The sequence below is a fragment of the Microbacterium stercoris genome (assembly GCF_017592545.1).
GTDB lineage: Bacteria > Actinomycetota > Actinomycetes > Actinomycetales > Microbacteriaceae > Microbacterium > Microbacterium stercoris.
The window spans coordinates 318,492-331,076 of sequence record NZ_JAGFOA010000004.1 but is presented as its reverse complement, the minus strand read 5'-3'; the positions used below and the strand labels follow the sequence as shown (position 1 = coordinate 331,076).

General features: G+C 68.9%; 14 protein-coding genes and 1 tRNA gene. 7 read left to right on the top strand and 8 right to left on the bottom strand.

Annotated elements, in window-relative coordinates; all coding sequences use genetic code 11:
* Positions 1-52: 52 nt before the first annotated feature.
* The 4 genes from J5V96_RS11770 (at position 53) to J5V96_RS11755 (ending at position 3,676) form a co-directional block, all read left to right on the top strand.
* The gene (locus J5V96_RS11770; RefSeq protein ID WP_208503986.1) at positions 53-964 is read left to right on the top strand and encodes an ACP S-malonyltransferase; all 912 of its coding nucleotides are present in this window, start codon (positions 53-55) and stop codon (positions 962-964) included.
* Positions 965-995: 31 nt separating this feature from the next.
* Positions 996-1,997, top strand: a complete 1,002-nt coding sequence (locus J5V96_RS11765; RefSeq protein WP_208503984.1) for a beta-ketoacyl-ACP synthase III — start codon at positions 996-998, stop codon at positions 1,995-1,997.
* Between the two features lie 92 nt (positions 1,998-2,089).
* A complete protein-coding gene (locus J5V96_RS11760) occupies positions 2,090-2,335 on the top strand; it encodes an acyl carrier protein (protein ID WP_208503982.1) in 246 nt (81 codons plus the stop codon).
* Between the two features lie 99 nt (positions 2,336-2,434).
* On the top strand, positions 2,435-3,676 hold the full coding sequence (locus tag J5V96_RS11755; RefSeq protein WP_208503980.1) for a beta-ketoacyl-[acyl-carrier-protein] synthase family protein: 1,242 nt from the start codon (positions 2,435-2,437) through the stop codon (positions 3,674-3,676).
* Between the two features lie 126 nt (positions 3,677-3,802).
* Here J5V96_RS11755 and J5V96_RS11750 read toward each other — a convergent pair whose 3' ends face one another.
* The 3 genes from J5V96_RS11750 to J5V96_RS11740 all read right to left on the bottom strand — a co-directional run bounded on the left by J5V96_RS11750 (position 3,803) and on the right by J5V96_RS11740 (position 5,685).
* A complete protein-coding gene (locus J5V96_RS11750) occupies positions 3,803-4,306 on the bottom strand; it encodes a DUF3145 domain-containing protein (protein WP_208503978.1) in 504 nt (167 codons plus the stop codon).
* A gap of 140 nt (positions 4,307-4,446) precedes the next feature.
* Positions 4,447-4,521: transfer RNA gene (locus J5V96_RS11745), tRNA-Ile, on the bottom strand.
* A 27-nt stretch (positions 4,522-4,548) separates the two neighbouring features.
* Positions 4,549-5,685, bottom strand: a complete 1,137-nt coding sequence (locus J5V96_RS11740; RefSeq protein ID WP_208503976.1) for a multidrug DMT transporter permease — start codon at positions 5,683-5,685, stop codon at positions 4,549-4,551.
* 53 nt (positions 5,686-5,738) lie between these two features.
* Between J5V96_RS11740 and def the strand changes: the two genes are divergently transcribed.
* Complete coding sequence (def, locus tag J5V96_RS11735; protein ID WP_208503973.1) at positions 5,739-6,305, top strand: peptide deformylase; 567 nt, start codon at positions 5,739-5,741, stop codon at positions 6,303-6,305.
* A gap of 92 nt (positions 6,306-6,397) precedes the next feature.
* On the top strand, positions 6,398-6,943 hold the full coding sequence (locus J5V96_RS11730; RefSeq protein ID WP_208503971.1) for a septum formation family protein: 546 nt from the start codon (positions 6,398-6,400) through the stop codon (positions 6,941-6,943).
* Positions 6,944-7,019: 76 nt separating this feature from the next.
* Here the strand turns inward: J5V96_RS11730 and J5V96_RS11725 are convergent, their stop codons facing one another.
* From J5V96_RS11725 to J5V96_RS11705, 5 genes are all read right to left on the bottom strand, one after another.
* Positions 7,020-9,542, bottom strand: coding sequence for a rhamnogalacturonan lyase (locus J5V96_RS11725; RefSeq protein WP_208503968.1), 2,523 nt, complete (start codon positions 9,540-9,542; stop codon positions 7,020-7,022).
* A gap of 150 nt (positions 9,543-9,692) precedes the next feature.
* Positions 9,693-10,121 carry a pyrimidine dimer DNA glycosylase/endonuclease V gene (locus tag J5V96_RS11720; protein ID WP_208503966.1) on the bottom strand — a complete coding sequence of 143 codons (429 nt, stop codon included), beginning with the start codon at positions 10,119-10,121 and terminating at the stop codon, positions 9,693-9,695.
* Positions 10,122-10,174: 53 nt separating this feature from the next.
* Positions 10,175-10,621, bottom strand: coding sequence for a hypothetical protein (locus J5V96_RS11715; protein WP_208503964.1), 447 nt, complete (start codon positions 10,619-10,621; stop codon positions 10,175-10,177).
* Positions 10,622-10,722: 101 nt separating this feature from the next.
* Positions 10,723-11,484: an SDR family NAD(P)-dependent oxidoreductase gene (locus tag J5V96_RS11710; protein ID WP_208503962.1), complete on the bottom strand. Its 762-nt coding sequence runs from the start codon at positions 11,482-11,484 to the stop codon at positions 10,723-10,725.
* Positions 11,481-11,903, bottom strand: a complete 423-nt coding sequence (locus J5V96_RS11705; RefSeq protein ID WP_208503961.1) for a nitroreductase/quinone reductase family protein — start codon at positions 11,901-11,903, stop codon at positions 11,481-11,483. The genes J5V96_RS11710 and J5V96_RS11705 overlap by 4 nt, the downstream gene beginning before the upstream one ends.
* A gap of 87 nt (positions 11,904-11,990) precedes the next feature.
* Here J5V96_RS11705 and J5V96_RS11700 point away from each other — a divergent pair, with 87 nt between their 5' ends.
* A complete protein-coding gene (locus J5V96_RS11700; RefSeq protein WP_208503959.1) occupies positions 11,991-12,554 on the top strand; it encodes a TetR/AcrR family transcriptional regulator in 564 nt (187 codons plus the stop codon).
* Positions 12,555-12,585 lie beyond the last annotated feature (31 nt).

Genomic DNA, 12,585 nt, shown 5'->3' with positions numbered 1-12,585 from the left:
TCTTGTGTGGCGATGGCCACCGAGGCTCGGCCTGGGTTGACAGACTTGACAGGTGATCGTCGTCGTCTGCCCTGGACAGGGCTCGCAGACCCCCGGCTTCCTCTCCCCCTGGCTCGAGCTCGACGGGGCCGCTGAACGCCTCGCCGCGTTCTCGGACGCCGCGCAGGTGGACTTGGTGGCGCACGGAACCGAGTCGGATGCGGACACCATCCGCGACACGCGCATCGCCCAGCCGTTGATCGTGGCCGCGAGCGTGCTCGCGTGGGAGCAGCTCACGAAGGACGGTGCGCGTCCTGACGGCGTCGCCGGGCACTCCGTGGGCGAGATCGCGGCACTGGTGGCCGCAGGTGTGATCTCCGCCGAGGCCGGCCTGGGGCTCGTGGGGGTGCGCGGACGCGCCATGGCCGACGCGGCCGCGCTCGTCGAGACCGGGATGAGCGCCGTCGTCGGCGGCGTCGAGGAGCAGGTGCTCGAGGCGATCGCCGCGAACCACCTCACCCCCGCGAACTACAACGGCGGCGGGCAGATCGTCGCAGCGGGTGCCCTGCCGGGGCTCGCCGCACTGGCTGAGTCCGCGCCGCGCGGCGCTCGCGTTGTGCCGCTGCAGGTCGCCGGCGCATTCCACACCGCGTACATGGCCCCCGCCCAGGCTGAGCTGCAGACCGCCGTCGACGGCATCGTCGACGTATCCGACCCGACGCTCCCGCTGTGGACCAACAGCGACGGCACCACGCTGGACTCCGGATCGCGTGCGCTCGAGCTGATCGTGCAGCAGGTCGCCAGCCCCGTGCGGTGGGACCTCTGCATGGCGTCGTTCGCCGACCGGGGTGTGACGGGCATCATCGAGCTTGCGCCGGCCGGCGCGCTCGTCGGCCTCGCCAAGCGCGGCCTCAAGGGCGTGCCGAGCGTCGCCGTCAAGACCCCTGAAGACCTGGCGGCAGCTCTCGAGCTGCTGGCCGCCTGAACCGACTGCTGCGAGAAAGAACGGACCGGATATGACCGTCACCCTCAAAGAGGCCGTCGGGGCCCCGCACTCCCGCGTCTACGCCTACGGCGCCGCGCGCGGCGAGAACGCGGTTCCCAACGACGACCTGATCGGCCCGATCGATTCGAGCGACGAGTGGATCCGTCAGCGCACGGGCATCGTGACGCGCGTTCGGGCCGTTGCGGAGACGACGGCGATCGACCTCGCCGCCGATGCCGGCGCCGAGGCCATCGAACGAGCCGGCATCGACCCCGCGCTCGTCGACCTCGTCATCGTCGCCACCATCTCGAACCCGAAGCAGACCCCGTCCGTGTCGGCCATCGTCGCCGATCGCGTGGGCGCCAACCCCGCGGCGGCATACGACGTCAACGCGGCATGTGCCGGCTACTGCTACGCGATCGCCCAGGCCGACGCGCTGATCCGTGCCGGGGCTGCCCGTTACGCGCTGGTGATCGGCACCGAGAAGCTGAGCGACATCGTCGACCCCGCCGACCGCACGATCTCGTTCCTCCTCGGCGACGGCGCCGGCGCTGCGCTGCTCGGCCCGAGCGACACCCCCGGTGTCTCCGCGTCGATCTGGGGATCGGACGGCTCGAAGGCCGACGCCGTGGGCATGAACCACACGCTCACCGAGTTCCGCGATGGCGCTGCCGCCTGGCCCACGCTGCGCCAGGAGGGCCCCACCGTCTTCCGCTGGGCCGTGTGGGAGATGGCGAAGGTCGCCAAGCAGGCACTCGAGGCCGCCGGCGTCGAGGCGAGCGACCTCGCCGCGTTCATCCCGCATCAGGCCAACATGCGCATCATCGACGAGTTCGCCAAGCAGCTGGGGCTGCCCGAGACCGTCAAGGTCGCCCGCGACATCGAGACCACCGGCAACACGTCGGCTGCCTCGATCCCCCTGGCGACCCACCGCCTGCTGGAGGAGAACCCCGAACTGAGCGGTGGTCTCGCCCTCCAGATCGGCTTCGGCGCCGGTCTCGTCTACGCCGCGCAGGTCGTCGTCCTCCCCTGAGGCGACGCGACGCGACCCTAGACTGAACCACGGTTCCGTCGTCCGATCCACTGATCCGTCATCCGACACATCCGATACACAAGGAGATTCCCATGGCATTCACCACTGACGAGGTTCTCGCCGGCCTGGCCGAGCTGATCACCGACGAGACCGGCATCGCCGCTGACGAGGTCGCCCTCGAGAAGTCGTTCACGGACGACCTCGACATCGACTCGATCTCGATGATGACGATCGTCGTCAACGCCGAGGAGAAGTTCGGCGTCACCATTCCGGACGACGAGGTCAAGAACCTCAAGCTCGTCAAGGACGCCGTCGACTTCATCACGTCGAACCAGTGACATCCGCGGTGTCGCGCTTCGCCTGACGACGCCCGCAAGGGAACGCGAAGCGCGACACCGGATCCGGATCCTCATCATCGGAGCACAAGGAACCAACCCATGAGCAAGAGCATCGTTGTTACCGGCATCGGCGCCACGTCCGCCCTCGGCGGCACCGCGCCCGAGAACTGGCAGAACCTGCTTGCGGGCGTCTCCGGTGCCCGCACCCTGACGCACGACTGGGTCGCGAAGTACGACCTGCCCGTGACGTTCGCCGCGGAGGCGGTTGTGCGTCCCGAGGACGTGCTCCCCCGCCCGGTCGCCAAGCGCCTGGACCCGTCGTCGCAGTTCGCGCTGATCGCGGCCATGGAGGCGTGGGCGGACGCGGGCGAGCCCGAGGTCGACCCGGATCGTCTCGGCGTCGACTTCGCCACCGGCATCGGCGGCGTGTGGACCCTTCTGGATGCGTGGGACACGCTCCGTGAGAAGGGCGCGCGCCGGGTGATGCCGATGTCCGTGCCGATGCTCATGCCGAACTCGGCGGCAGGCAACCTGTCGCTGCACTTCGGTGCGCGCGCGTTCGCCCGCACCGTGGCCTCGGCCTGCGCGTCGAGCGTCGAGTCGATCGCCAGCGCCTACGACCACCTGCAGCAGGGACTCGCCGACGTGGTGATCGCCGGCGGCACCGAGTCGGCGATCCACCCCATCACGGTGGCCTCGTTCGCGTCGATGCACGCGCTCTCGCGCCGCAACGACTCCCCCGAGACGGCCTCGCGCCCGTTCTCGGCCGACCGCGACGGCTTCGTCATGGGCGAAGGCGCCGCGGCGCTCGTGCTCGAGACGGAGGAGCACGCCATCGCCCGCGGTGCGAAGATCTACGCGCGCCTGGTGGGCACGGCCGTGACCGCCGACGCGCACCACATCACCGCGAACGACCCCGAAGGCACCGGAGCCGCCCGAGCGATGCGTCAGGCGCTCGCACAGGCCGGCCGCGATGCCTCCGAGGTCACGCACATCAACGCGCACGCCACGTCCACCCCGGTGGGCGATCCGGCCGAGTACGCCGCACTGAAGTCCGTCTTCGGCGATCGTGTGCACGAGATCCCGACCTCCGCCACCAAGGCGTCCACGGGACACCTGCTCGGCGGCACGGGCGCGATCGAATCGGTCTTCACGATCCTCGCGATCCGTGACCGCGTGGCTCCCCCGACGATCAACCTCGTCGACCAGGACCCGGCGATCCCGGTCAAGGCGTCGAGCCAGCCCCAGCAGCTGGGCGACGGCGCGCAGCTCGCGATCTGCAACTCGTTCGGGTTCGGAGGCCACAACGCGGTAGCGGCGTTCGCCTCCTACGACGGCTGACCGATCCGGCAGAACGAAGGGCCCCTGCAATGCAGGGGCCCTTCGGCGTTCCGGAGTGACGGTTTCTCACCCGCCGGGAATGATCACCGGCAGCCGGTACTCCCGCCGCTCCGAGATCCAGGCGACTCAGCCGACCTTGTGCAGGTAGACGATCGGCGCGTCATCGCCCGCGTGACGGAACGGCTCCAGCTCCTCGTCCCAGGCGGAGCCCAGGGCGATGTCGAGCTCGCGCTTCAGCTCGAACGGATCGCCCGCGGAGACCTCCATCGCGTAGCGGATGCGCTCCTCGGGCACGACGACGTTGCCTGCGGTGTCCATCTGCGCGTAATGGATGCCGAGATCCGGGGTGTGCATCCAGCGCCCACCGTCGCTGCGCGGCGTCGGATCCTCGGTGACCTCGAAACGCAGGTGCTCCCAGCCGCGCACGCCGGTCGCGAGGGCCGCGCCGGTGCCGGCGGGACCCTCCCAGTAGAACTCCGCGCGTCGGCTGCCGGACAGCACAGGCTGATCAGTCCAGTCGAAGTTGACGGCACGACCGAGGGCTCGGCCAACCGCCCACTCGAGGTGGGGGCACAACGCACGCGGCGCTGAATGGATATAGACCATTCCGCGCGCCATTGGTGTCGCCATGATCTCTCCGTTTCATCAGGTGCGGCTTCCCCTCCGACCTGACCGGGCAGTGATCCGGCTGACGTGTGTTCAGTTCTGGGAGCATCTTCGCATGAGGATGCGTTCGGTCACAAGCGTGTGATTACGCTGCTGTCATTCTGTGGGGCAGGCGGGACTTGAACCCGCGGATCGTTGAGTTATGAGCTCACTGCCTTAACCAGCTTGGCCACTGCCCCGCGATCTCCGAGCCTATCCCGGCTCGGTCATCGATCGGACGGCGAGGTGTCGTCCGGCGGGTTGCGTCGGTCGAGGAGGTCGTCCGGATCGCGCATCCTCCGCAGCTGATCGAGGGCCGTGGCACCCGGGGCGAGGGGCTCCCCCGTCTCGCGCGCCGCGCGATCGACGCCCTCATCGCGTCCCCGGGCGATGCCGAGCTCCTGGCTCTCGCTCACCACTTGCGGGTGGTGCCGGGCCAGGAAGAAGACGCCGAGCGCCGCCGACGCTCCCGCGATGATGAAGAGGATCAGCGCCCACACCGGCACGTAGGCCGCCTCCCGCAGCACGATGGCGCCGATCAGCACAGCCACGATCGGGTCGATCACCGTCAGCCCCGCGATCACGAGGTCGGGCGGGCCGGAGGCGTAGGCCGTCTGGACGAAGTAGCCACCAGCAGCGGCCGCCGCGACCAGCGCCACCAGGCACACGATCGTCAGCCAGTCCCAGAACTCTCCCTGCTGGATCCGGCCGATGACGACCTTGGCGAGCGTCGCGACGAAGCCGTACAGAACGCCCGCGGCCGTGATGTAGAAGAGGGCCCCCATGCGGTGGCGCAGCATCAGCCAGGCGACGACGAGCAGGATGATGACGACCAGCAGGATCACCAGCACCGTGTAGAGCTCGGTCTGCGTGATCGGCTTCTCGACCGCGAACAGCGCCGCCACGATGACGAACAGGAAGATGCCGCCGACGCACAGACCGATGGATCCGAGCGACTTCTTCGTCGGCGTGTGACCGGAGATCTGCGCGTTCAGCAGCGTTGTGATGACAAGCGAGACGGCCCCCAGCGGCTGGACCACGATCAGCGGTGCGACCGCAAGTGCGCTGAGCTGGCAGATGATCGCCACGGCGAGCAGGATCGTGCCGATCACCCACGATGGCCGCGACAGGAGTCGCATGAGCTGTCCGGGGCCTAGGCCTTTCTGGGCGCCCGCGCCCGACAGGCTCTCGACCTTGCGCACGCCCTGGCTCTGATACTGCGCGCCGAGTGACATGAAGACGGCGCCCGCGAGTGCCAGCGGGATGCCGAGCAGAAGGCCCGGGTTGTAGAACGCACCGAGCAGCTGTTCGCCGACATCGTCCACGCCGTCGAACACGCTTGACTGGAGCGTCTGCTGAATCATCCCCCACTGCACCCTCTGAGAGTAGCCGCCACCCTCCCGACTACGCTTGAGGCATGGCCGTACGACCGATCCGCATCATGGGCGATCCCGTCCTTCACGCCCCCGCCTCGCCCGTCGAGGAGATCACGGACGAGGTCCGCCAGCTCGTGGCAGACATGTACGAGACCATGGACGCGGCTCCCGGGGTGGGGTTGGCCGCACCCCAGGTGGGGGTCGGGCTGCGCATCTACACGTACGCGTACGAGGACGATGAGGGGCAGCCGTGGCGCGGTGTGATCCTGAACCCCGAGCTCTGGATGGCGCCGCTCATCCCGGGTGATCCCGACGAGGATGAGGAGTCCGAGGGGTGCCTCTCCTTCCCCGGAGAGCGCTTCGCACTGCGTCGTTCCGAGAAGGTGCTCGTCACGGGCATCGATCTCGAGGGGAACCCGGTGCGCATCGAGGTCGACGGCTGGCGTGCCCGCATCATGCAGCACGAGTTCGACCACCTCGACGGCGTGCTGTACACCGACCGCCTCACCGGATCCGACGCGAAGCTCGTCGCGAAGATCGCGCGCAAGCGCGGGTGGGGCAAGCCGGGCAACTCCTGGATGCCGGGCGTCGACGATCTCGAGGGCTGAGCCCTCCCCCGCGCGCCCGACTCTCGATACTGTGAGCGCGAGGGGGCTCATCCGCTTTCCTCCCCCGCCGGACCGGATCAGGAGCCACAGCCATGGAGCCCATCAGCAGAGCTCGCACCACGTCTCTTCGCCTTGCGGTCACCGCGGGAGCCATCGCGCTCACGCTGGGCCTCGGCGGGTGCGCGGCCATCTCGGATCTGCTCGGCGGCGGGGCCCCGGATCGCGATGAGGAGACCGGCCAGGTCAAAGAGGGCGGGGACGTCGACGTGTTCGAGCTCGCGGTCGGCGACTGCCTGAACCTCGGCGAGGACGGGGAGCTCACCGCCGCCGCGGTGGTGCCCTGCGACGAGGAGCACACCGAGGAGATCTACCACGAGTTCGCACTCCCCGATGGCGACTGGCCGGGCGACGACGAGCTGAGCAAGCAGGCCGAAGAGGGGTGCTATTCCGCGTTCGAGGGATTCGCCGGCATCGCCTACGAGGACTCGACGCTGGGATTCTTCACCCTCACCCCGACCGAGGCGGGGTGGACGGATAAGTCGATCGCCGACCGTCTCGTGCAGTGCGTGGTCTACGAGCCTGACGAGAACGGCGACTCGAAGCCGCTGACCGGGTCCCTCAAGGGCGCCGCGCGCTGAGCCTCGCCCCATCGCTCACAGGGAACCGCCCCGGTTCCGCGTGAGCGGAGACCGGGGCGGCCCGCATCGGCGTGCCTCAGCCGGTGACGGATTCGGTCCAGCGCGTCTGCGCGCCGTCGGCGATCCGGTACCAGGCGGTCGGCACGGCCACCACCTCAGCCTCGTCGCGGATGGCGACGGTTCCGTTCGGCGCCGTGACGCGCTCACCGTTCACGTACCACGCGATGCCCGGGGTGGCGAAGACCTTCACCTCGTCCTTCGCTGAGCCGGGACGGTCGCGGAACTGCGGTGCGCGCGGCGTGGTCTCGACGGTCAGCAGCGGCACCTTCGCGAAGTCGGTGTCGGAGGCGAGATAGAACCCCGTGTAGGCCGGCTGGTTGTAGGTCGTCTGCTGGCGAGCGGTCTCTGCGCGGTACTGCACGTCGTGCATCAGCGTCGGCAGCTTGTGCTGCGACGGATCCGTCGACACGTAGATGTTCAGCGCCGATGAGTCGGCCGTGCGCACCACAAGCTCCTCGCGCCAGTCGCCGAGGATGTCCGCGACGAGTGAGGGGTTCCCCTTCGTGCCGTTGTTGCTGCGCGTCCCCGTGGCCGTGAGCATCCGACCGTGCACGAGGTCACTCACGGTGACATCCTTGTCGCCCGCGCCGTCGACGATCTGAGTGGTGAGGTCTCCGGCCCAGCGGATCGACTGGTTCGTTCCGAGGGTCGATGCTCCGAGCTCAGTGCCGTCGGCCGCGCGCAGGCGCGTCGCCCACGTCTCCAGCCCCGGTGTGTTCGGATCGACATCGCCGATCATGCCGCGTCCGGTGTCCTTCCCGGTGTAGTCGCCGTAGATCACGTCGCCAGTGGCGGCGTCGCGGAGCGCGTAGCCGTAAGGAGCCGACGCTGCGCCCTCGTGCACCGTGAAGATCTCGAGCCCCGGACGGTTCGGGTCGATATCGGTCACGTGCATCGCGTCGCCATGTCCGAGGCGAGCGGTCGTGCCGGGCGCAGCACTCTGCGGAGGCATCACGTCCGTCGAACTGTAGAGCAGCGATCCGTCATCGTCGATCGTGGCAGAGCCGTAGACCACCTCGTGCCGGCCGTCGTCGTCGACATCCGCCGCGCTGAGCGAATGGAAGCCCTGCGTGGTGATCGAGCCGAAGACCGGATCCGCGCCATCTCGTCCGTGAGGACCGTCGTTGAACGGGTTGGTCATCGGCGCGTGGCCGCTGTCGACGAACCAGCGCTCGGTGAGATACTCGCCGTCCCAGTCGACGGCGGCGATCGTGGTGCGCGTGTAGTACCCGCGGCCCAGGATCGCCGACGGCTTGTCGCCATCCAGATAGGCAACGCCCGCGAGGAACCTGTCGACGCGGTTGCCCGGCTCGATGCGCGCCATCGCGTAGTCGCCCCAGAGCAGCCCGTCGTCGCCTCGGCCCGGGTGGTAGGGAATCGTCTCGAGCTCCTTGCCGGTGAGGCCGTCGAAGACCGTCAGGTACTCCGGTCCGTCGAGGATGAAGCCCTCGAAGTTCGACAGCACGTTGCGTGCGCTGCGGCTCGGCGCGTAGACGTCGAAGAAGTAGCTCACGAGTTCTTCCGCATCCGCCTCGCTGAGGGGGTACTCGTGGGTCACGGGCGCCCCCCACGCCTCTTCGAGGGTGGCGGGCCACTGTCCCGATACGACCTCGGTGCGCTCCGACCAGCCCATGAACATCTGGACGAGATGCGCGCGGTAGTCGGCGTTGCTCAGTCGATAGTCATCATCGTGCGTGACGCCTTCCGCCACGTCGGCCGCCGGAAGGGTCACGAACGCTTCGTCAGCCACGGATCCATCGGCACCGAAGGTCGTCGACTTCGTGCCCGGTGCGGTCTTCACCAGGATCTCGCTGCGCCCGTCGCCGTCGAAGTCGTAGGCAAGGGGCTCCGAGTAGTGGGCGCCTGCGCGGATGTTCCGGCCCAGCGAGATGCGGTTGAGCAGCGTGCCGTCGAGCTCGTAGGTGTCGAGGAAGACCTCCCCGGTGTAGCCGACCTGGGAGACGTCTTTCGAGTTCGACGGATCCCACTTCACCACGAGCTCGTAGTCGCCGTCCCCGTCGACGTCCGCGGGGCTGGTGTCGTTGGCGGAGTACGTGTACGCCTCCCCCTTCGGAGTGACGCCGTCGGCGGGCTTCTGCAGCGGCACGGAGAGGTGATCGCCTTCGACCGGGGTGATTGCGTCACTCGCGGCACCCGCGATGCCGTTCACGACGGGGGTGACCGTGTAGCGCGAGTCGGACGTGCCCGAGGCGTCGAGGAAGTCGGTCGTGGTGCTCACCGTCGCGATCTCGACGCCGTCACGGGAGACGACGAAGTCGGGGCCGGTGATGCCGGTTGCGGTGGAGCCGTGAGCCTCCGAGCCGAGCAGGCGCCAGCTCAGGGAGACACCGTCGGGGCCGCTCAACGCCACGAGGCCACGATCCATCTGCTCGAGCTGCGGCACCCCCTCGGGTGGCACGTCGCCTGCGAACGGACCGGCGTGAGGCGGCGCCGCGAAGGCGGCACTCCCTCCGGCGACGAGGCACGCTGTGGCGCACGACGCCACGACCGCTCGGATCCAAGGTCTGCTGAGATTCATCGTCGAACCCTCTTCTCTGGCCGGAAGCCTGTCGCACGCTTCGCCATCGAAACGTTTCAGACGGTCCGGAATGCGCTTTCCCAACCCCGACCAGACGCTATCGCGCGCCCCACTCCCCCGGATGGGCAGAAATCCCCATGCGGGAAGGCGTCAGCCACGCTCCCACGACTCGATGTCGCCGGGCACCTCTCGGAACAGGGGATGAAGCGCGGGGCCGCCCGGGGCGACGAGCAGGTGCACCGCGGGCGAGCGCGCCTCGAGCTTGCGCAGCAGATGCGCCCACTCGAACGCGACCTGTCCCGCCGTCACCGGGAGGAGCCATCCGGGTTCCGGCGACTCGACGATCCGCGACCGGTCGAACGTGTACCCGCGGCGCGCGGCATCGTCGGCGATGGCCTCGAGATATACCGCGATCAGCTGCTCGGGGCTCTCGTGTTCCCGGAATCGCTCCAGCTGCGGGTGCCGCGTGTAGCCCTTGGTGCGCCCGAGGAGCACCGCCTGCGCCAACAGGGCCTCGCGCCATGCCGCCGTGAGGCCCTGTCGATCCAGCAGCGACGGATGCAGCGACCACAGCCTCATCCGAACAGCCTATGTCGCGTGGCGGGACGCCGGATGCGGGCTGCTGTCGCGAATCAGCGCGTCGGAGACGCTGCGCGCTCGTCCGGGTGAACCGGCGTCCAGCCGTACCAGCCGTCCTCCGTCGGGACGACCGCCCATTTGCCGCAGACGAAGACACGATCGATCTTGTAGACGTCGGGGGTCTTCTCCACCGCCAGCGTGGGCGCGGACCTCCGCTCGACGTCCGCGCACGTCTCGGGGTCGAGGTCGCTCGCGCTGACCAGCGCGAGCGACGCCGGCTCGCCGCCGAGGGACTCCCGAATGCGAATCGTCTCGGCGTCGGCGGGAACCCACGGCGCCTCCCGACTCCACTCGTGGGCAAGCTCGTCTCGCGAGGCGAACTCATGTGTGGCTTCGCGCTGCAGCGCATCCCCGACCGCCGCACATGCGGCCAGTGACGGGACAAGGAAGGCGGCCGTCAGGGCCGCGACGGACAAGCGGAGCGCGCGTGTGGATCTCATGGATCCATCGTCCGGAGTTGGTCGGCGTGCGTCGTCGGCCGGAGGATCCATGCACCATCCGCCGCGAGGATGATGTCGGACGTCCGCATGCCCGGTCGGCCTCAGAGGAATGCGCCGCCCGACACCTCGATCCGCTCACCGGTGACCCAGCGCATGTGCCGAGATGCCAGAGCGGCGACGGCGTCTGCGATGTCGGCGGGGTCGGCGACGCGGCCGAGCGCTGTGCGCTCGGCGATCCAGGCTCGCATGTCGCCGCTGTCGCGCATCGCCCCGCCGTTGAAGTCCGTCGCAGCAGGGCCGGGCGCGAGGGTGTTCACGCGGATTCCCCGCGGCCCCAGCTCCCCCGCGAGAGTGCGCGAGAGGGCCTCGACCGCGGCCTTGGACGCTGCGTACAGCGCGGTCTCCGGACTCACATGGCGCGTGAGCGACGTGGAGACGTTGATGACGTGACCGCCGCCATCGAGGAGCGGCAGCAGCGCCTGGATCAGGAAGAACGTGCCACGCAGGTTGGTGTCGAGCTGCACGTCGAAGTCCTCGGCCGAAACGGCCTCGACGCCGCCGAAGACGCCGACGCCGGCGTTGTTGACGAGGACGTCGAGATGAGAGCTGCTCCAGCGCTGGGCGAGCAGCCCGTCCAGCGAGGCGGCTGCGCTCCGGATGCCGGCGACATCGGCGAGGTCGATCGCGATCGCCTCCGCTTCACCACCCATATCGGCGATGGAGCTCAGCGTCTCGGAGATGTCGCTCCCGGGTCGATGGCCGGCGACGACTCGGTGCCCACTGCGGGCGAGTGCGAGGGCGATGCTCTGACCGAGCCCGCGGTTGGCCCCGGTCACCAGAGCGATGGGTAAAGCGGTCATCATCGGGCACCCCCTTCGGGGAACGTGACATGCAGGAGCGGGCTGTCAGCCATCCACCGCTCGAATGGTTCGACGGGCTGCGGAATGCCGGCGGGGTTGCTCGGCTGGTTGAGATCGTCGATGACCGATGCGAAAACGTGAGCTCGCACCTGGTCGTCGACGGGTGTCGCGAGTGCATCGAGATCGGCCCGCACGCCGTGCTTCAGGTGGAAGGTGAACCGGGGGTGATGCAGCAGATTCACGTACCAGCTTCGACGCGCGGGGGTGCTCGTCAGGTAGATCTCGCCGTCGACGCGGTAGAACCAGATCTCGATCCGGCGCGGCCTGCCGGTACGCGCCCCGATGGTGGTGATATCGACGGTGCGCTCCCGCGCCGATGAGTTCGGCGTGATCGCGAGCGCACGAGAGATGTCGGATCTCACGCGTCACCTCCTGTAAGTAAGTGGTTATTTACCGCTAAGATAGGCCGGGCGATCGGAAAGGTCAACCGCCGCAGCGAAGGAGCCGACATGACGCCCGTGCGTGACGCGGACGCGACGCAAGCGCGGATCCTGGACGCCGCCCTTGCGGAGTTCGCAGCCGTTGGACACGCCGGCGCACGCGTGGAGCGCATCGCCCAGCGCGCTGGCACGAACGTGCGGATGATCTACGCGTACTTCGGCAGCAAGGCCGGCCTCTTCGATTCAGCCGTGCGAGTCGTCGTCGAGCGGATGGCGTCCGAGGTGCCGCCGGAACCCGAGGCCCTGGCGCAATGGGCGGGTCGACTCTTCGACTATCACCAGGCGGATCCGACCGCGTTACGGGTGAGCATGTGGGCGCAGCTCGAACGTCCCGACGTAGCCGCCGAGCCGCTTGAGGCGTATCTGAGCAAGACTGCCACGGTCAACTCGGGGCACGACGGTACGGTGACCGCGGTCGACTTGCTCGTGATCATCTACGCGATCGCCCAGGCGTGGACACTCACACCCCTCGGGCTGCTCCGCGCCGACGGTTCAGATCCCACTTCCCCGGAGCGGGTCGCCCAGCACCGGCGCGCGGTGATGGCGGCGGTCGCGGCGATCTCGGAGATGTGAGCGGGCAGGGTGAGAGCTCGATGCATGGACG

What these genes read in the sequence shown, in the direction of transcription:
- J5V96_RS11765 (WP_208503984.1), top strand. Translation starts at nt 996, where the DNA reads ATGACCGTCACCCTCAAAGAGGCCGTCGGGGCCCCGCACTCCCGCGTC.
- J5V96_RS11715 (WP_208503964.1), bottom strand. Translation starts at nt 10,621, where the DNA reads ATGAGATCCACACGCGCGCTCCGCTTGTCCGTCGCGGCCCTGACGGCC.
- def (WP_208503973.1), top strand. Translation starts at nt 5,739, where the DNA reads ATGGCCGTACGACCGATCCGCATCATGGGCGATCCCGTCCTTCACGCC.
- J5V96_RS11755 (WP_208503980.1), top strand. Translation starts at nt 2,435, where the DNA reads ATGAGCAAGAGCATCGTTGTTACCGGCATCGGCGCCACGTCCGCCCTC.
- J5V96_RS11750 (WP_208503978.1), bottom strand. Translation starts at nt 4,306, where the DNA reads ATGGCGACACCAATGGCGCGCGGAATGGTCTATATCCATTCAGCGCCG.
- J5V96_RS11720 (WP_208503966.1), bottom strand. Translation starts at nt 10,121, where the DNA reads ATGAGGCTGTGGTCGCTGCATCCGTCGCTGCTGGATCGACAGGGCCTC.
- J5V96_RS11740 (WP_208503976.1), bottom strand. Translation starts at nt 5,685, where the DNA reads ATGATTCAGCAGACGCTCCAGTCAAGCGTGTTCGACGGCGTGGACGAT.
- J5V96_RS11700 (WP_208503959.1), top strand. Translation starts at nt 11,991, where the DNA reads ATGACGCCCGTGCGTGACGCGGACGCGACGCAAGCGCGGATCCTGGAC.
- J5V96_RS11730 (WP_208503971.1), top strand. Translation starts at nt 6,398, where the DNA reads ATGGAGCCCATCAGCAGAGCTCGCACCACGTCTCTTCGCCTTGCGGTC.
- J5V96_RS11710 (WP_208503962.1), bottom strand. Translation starts at nt 11,484, where the DNA reads ATGATGACCGCTTTACCCATCGCTCTGGTGACCGGGGCCAACCGCGGG.
- J5V96_RS11760 (WP_208503982.1), top strand. Translation starts at nt 2,090, where the DNA reads ATGGCATTCACCACTGACGAGGTTCTCGCCGGCCTGGCCGAGCTGATC.
- J5V96_RS11725 (WP_208503968.1), bottom strand. Translation starts at nt 9,542, where the DNA reads ATGAATCTCAGCAGACCTTGGATCCGAGCGGTCGTGGCGTCGTGCGCC.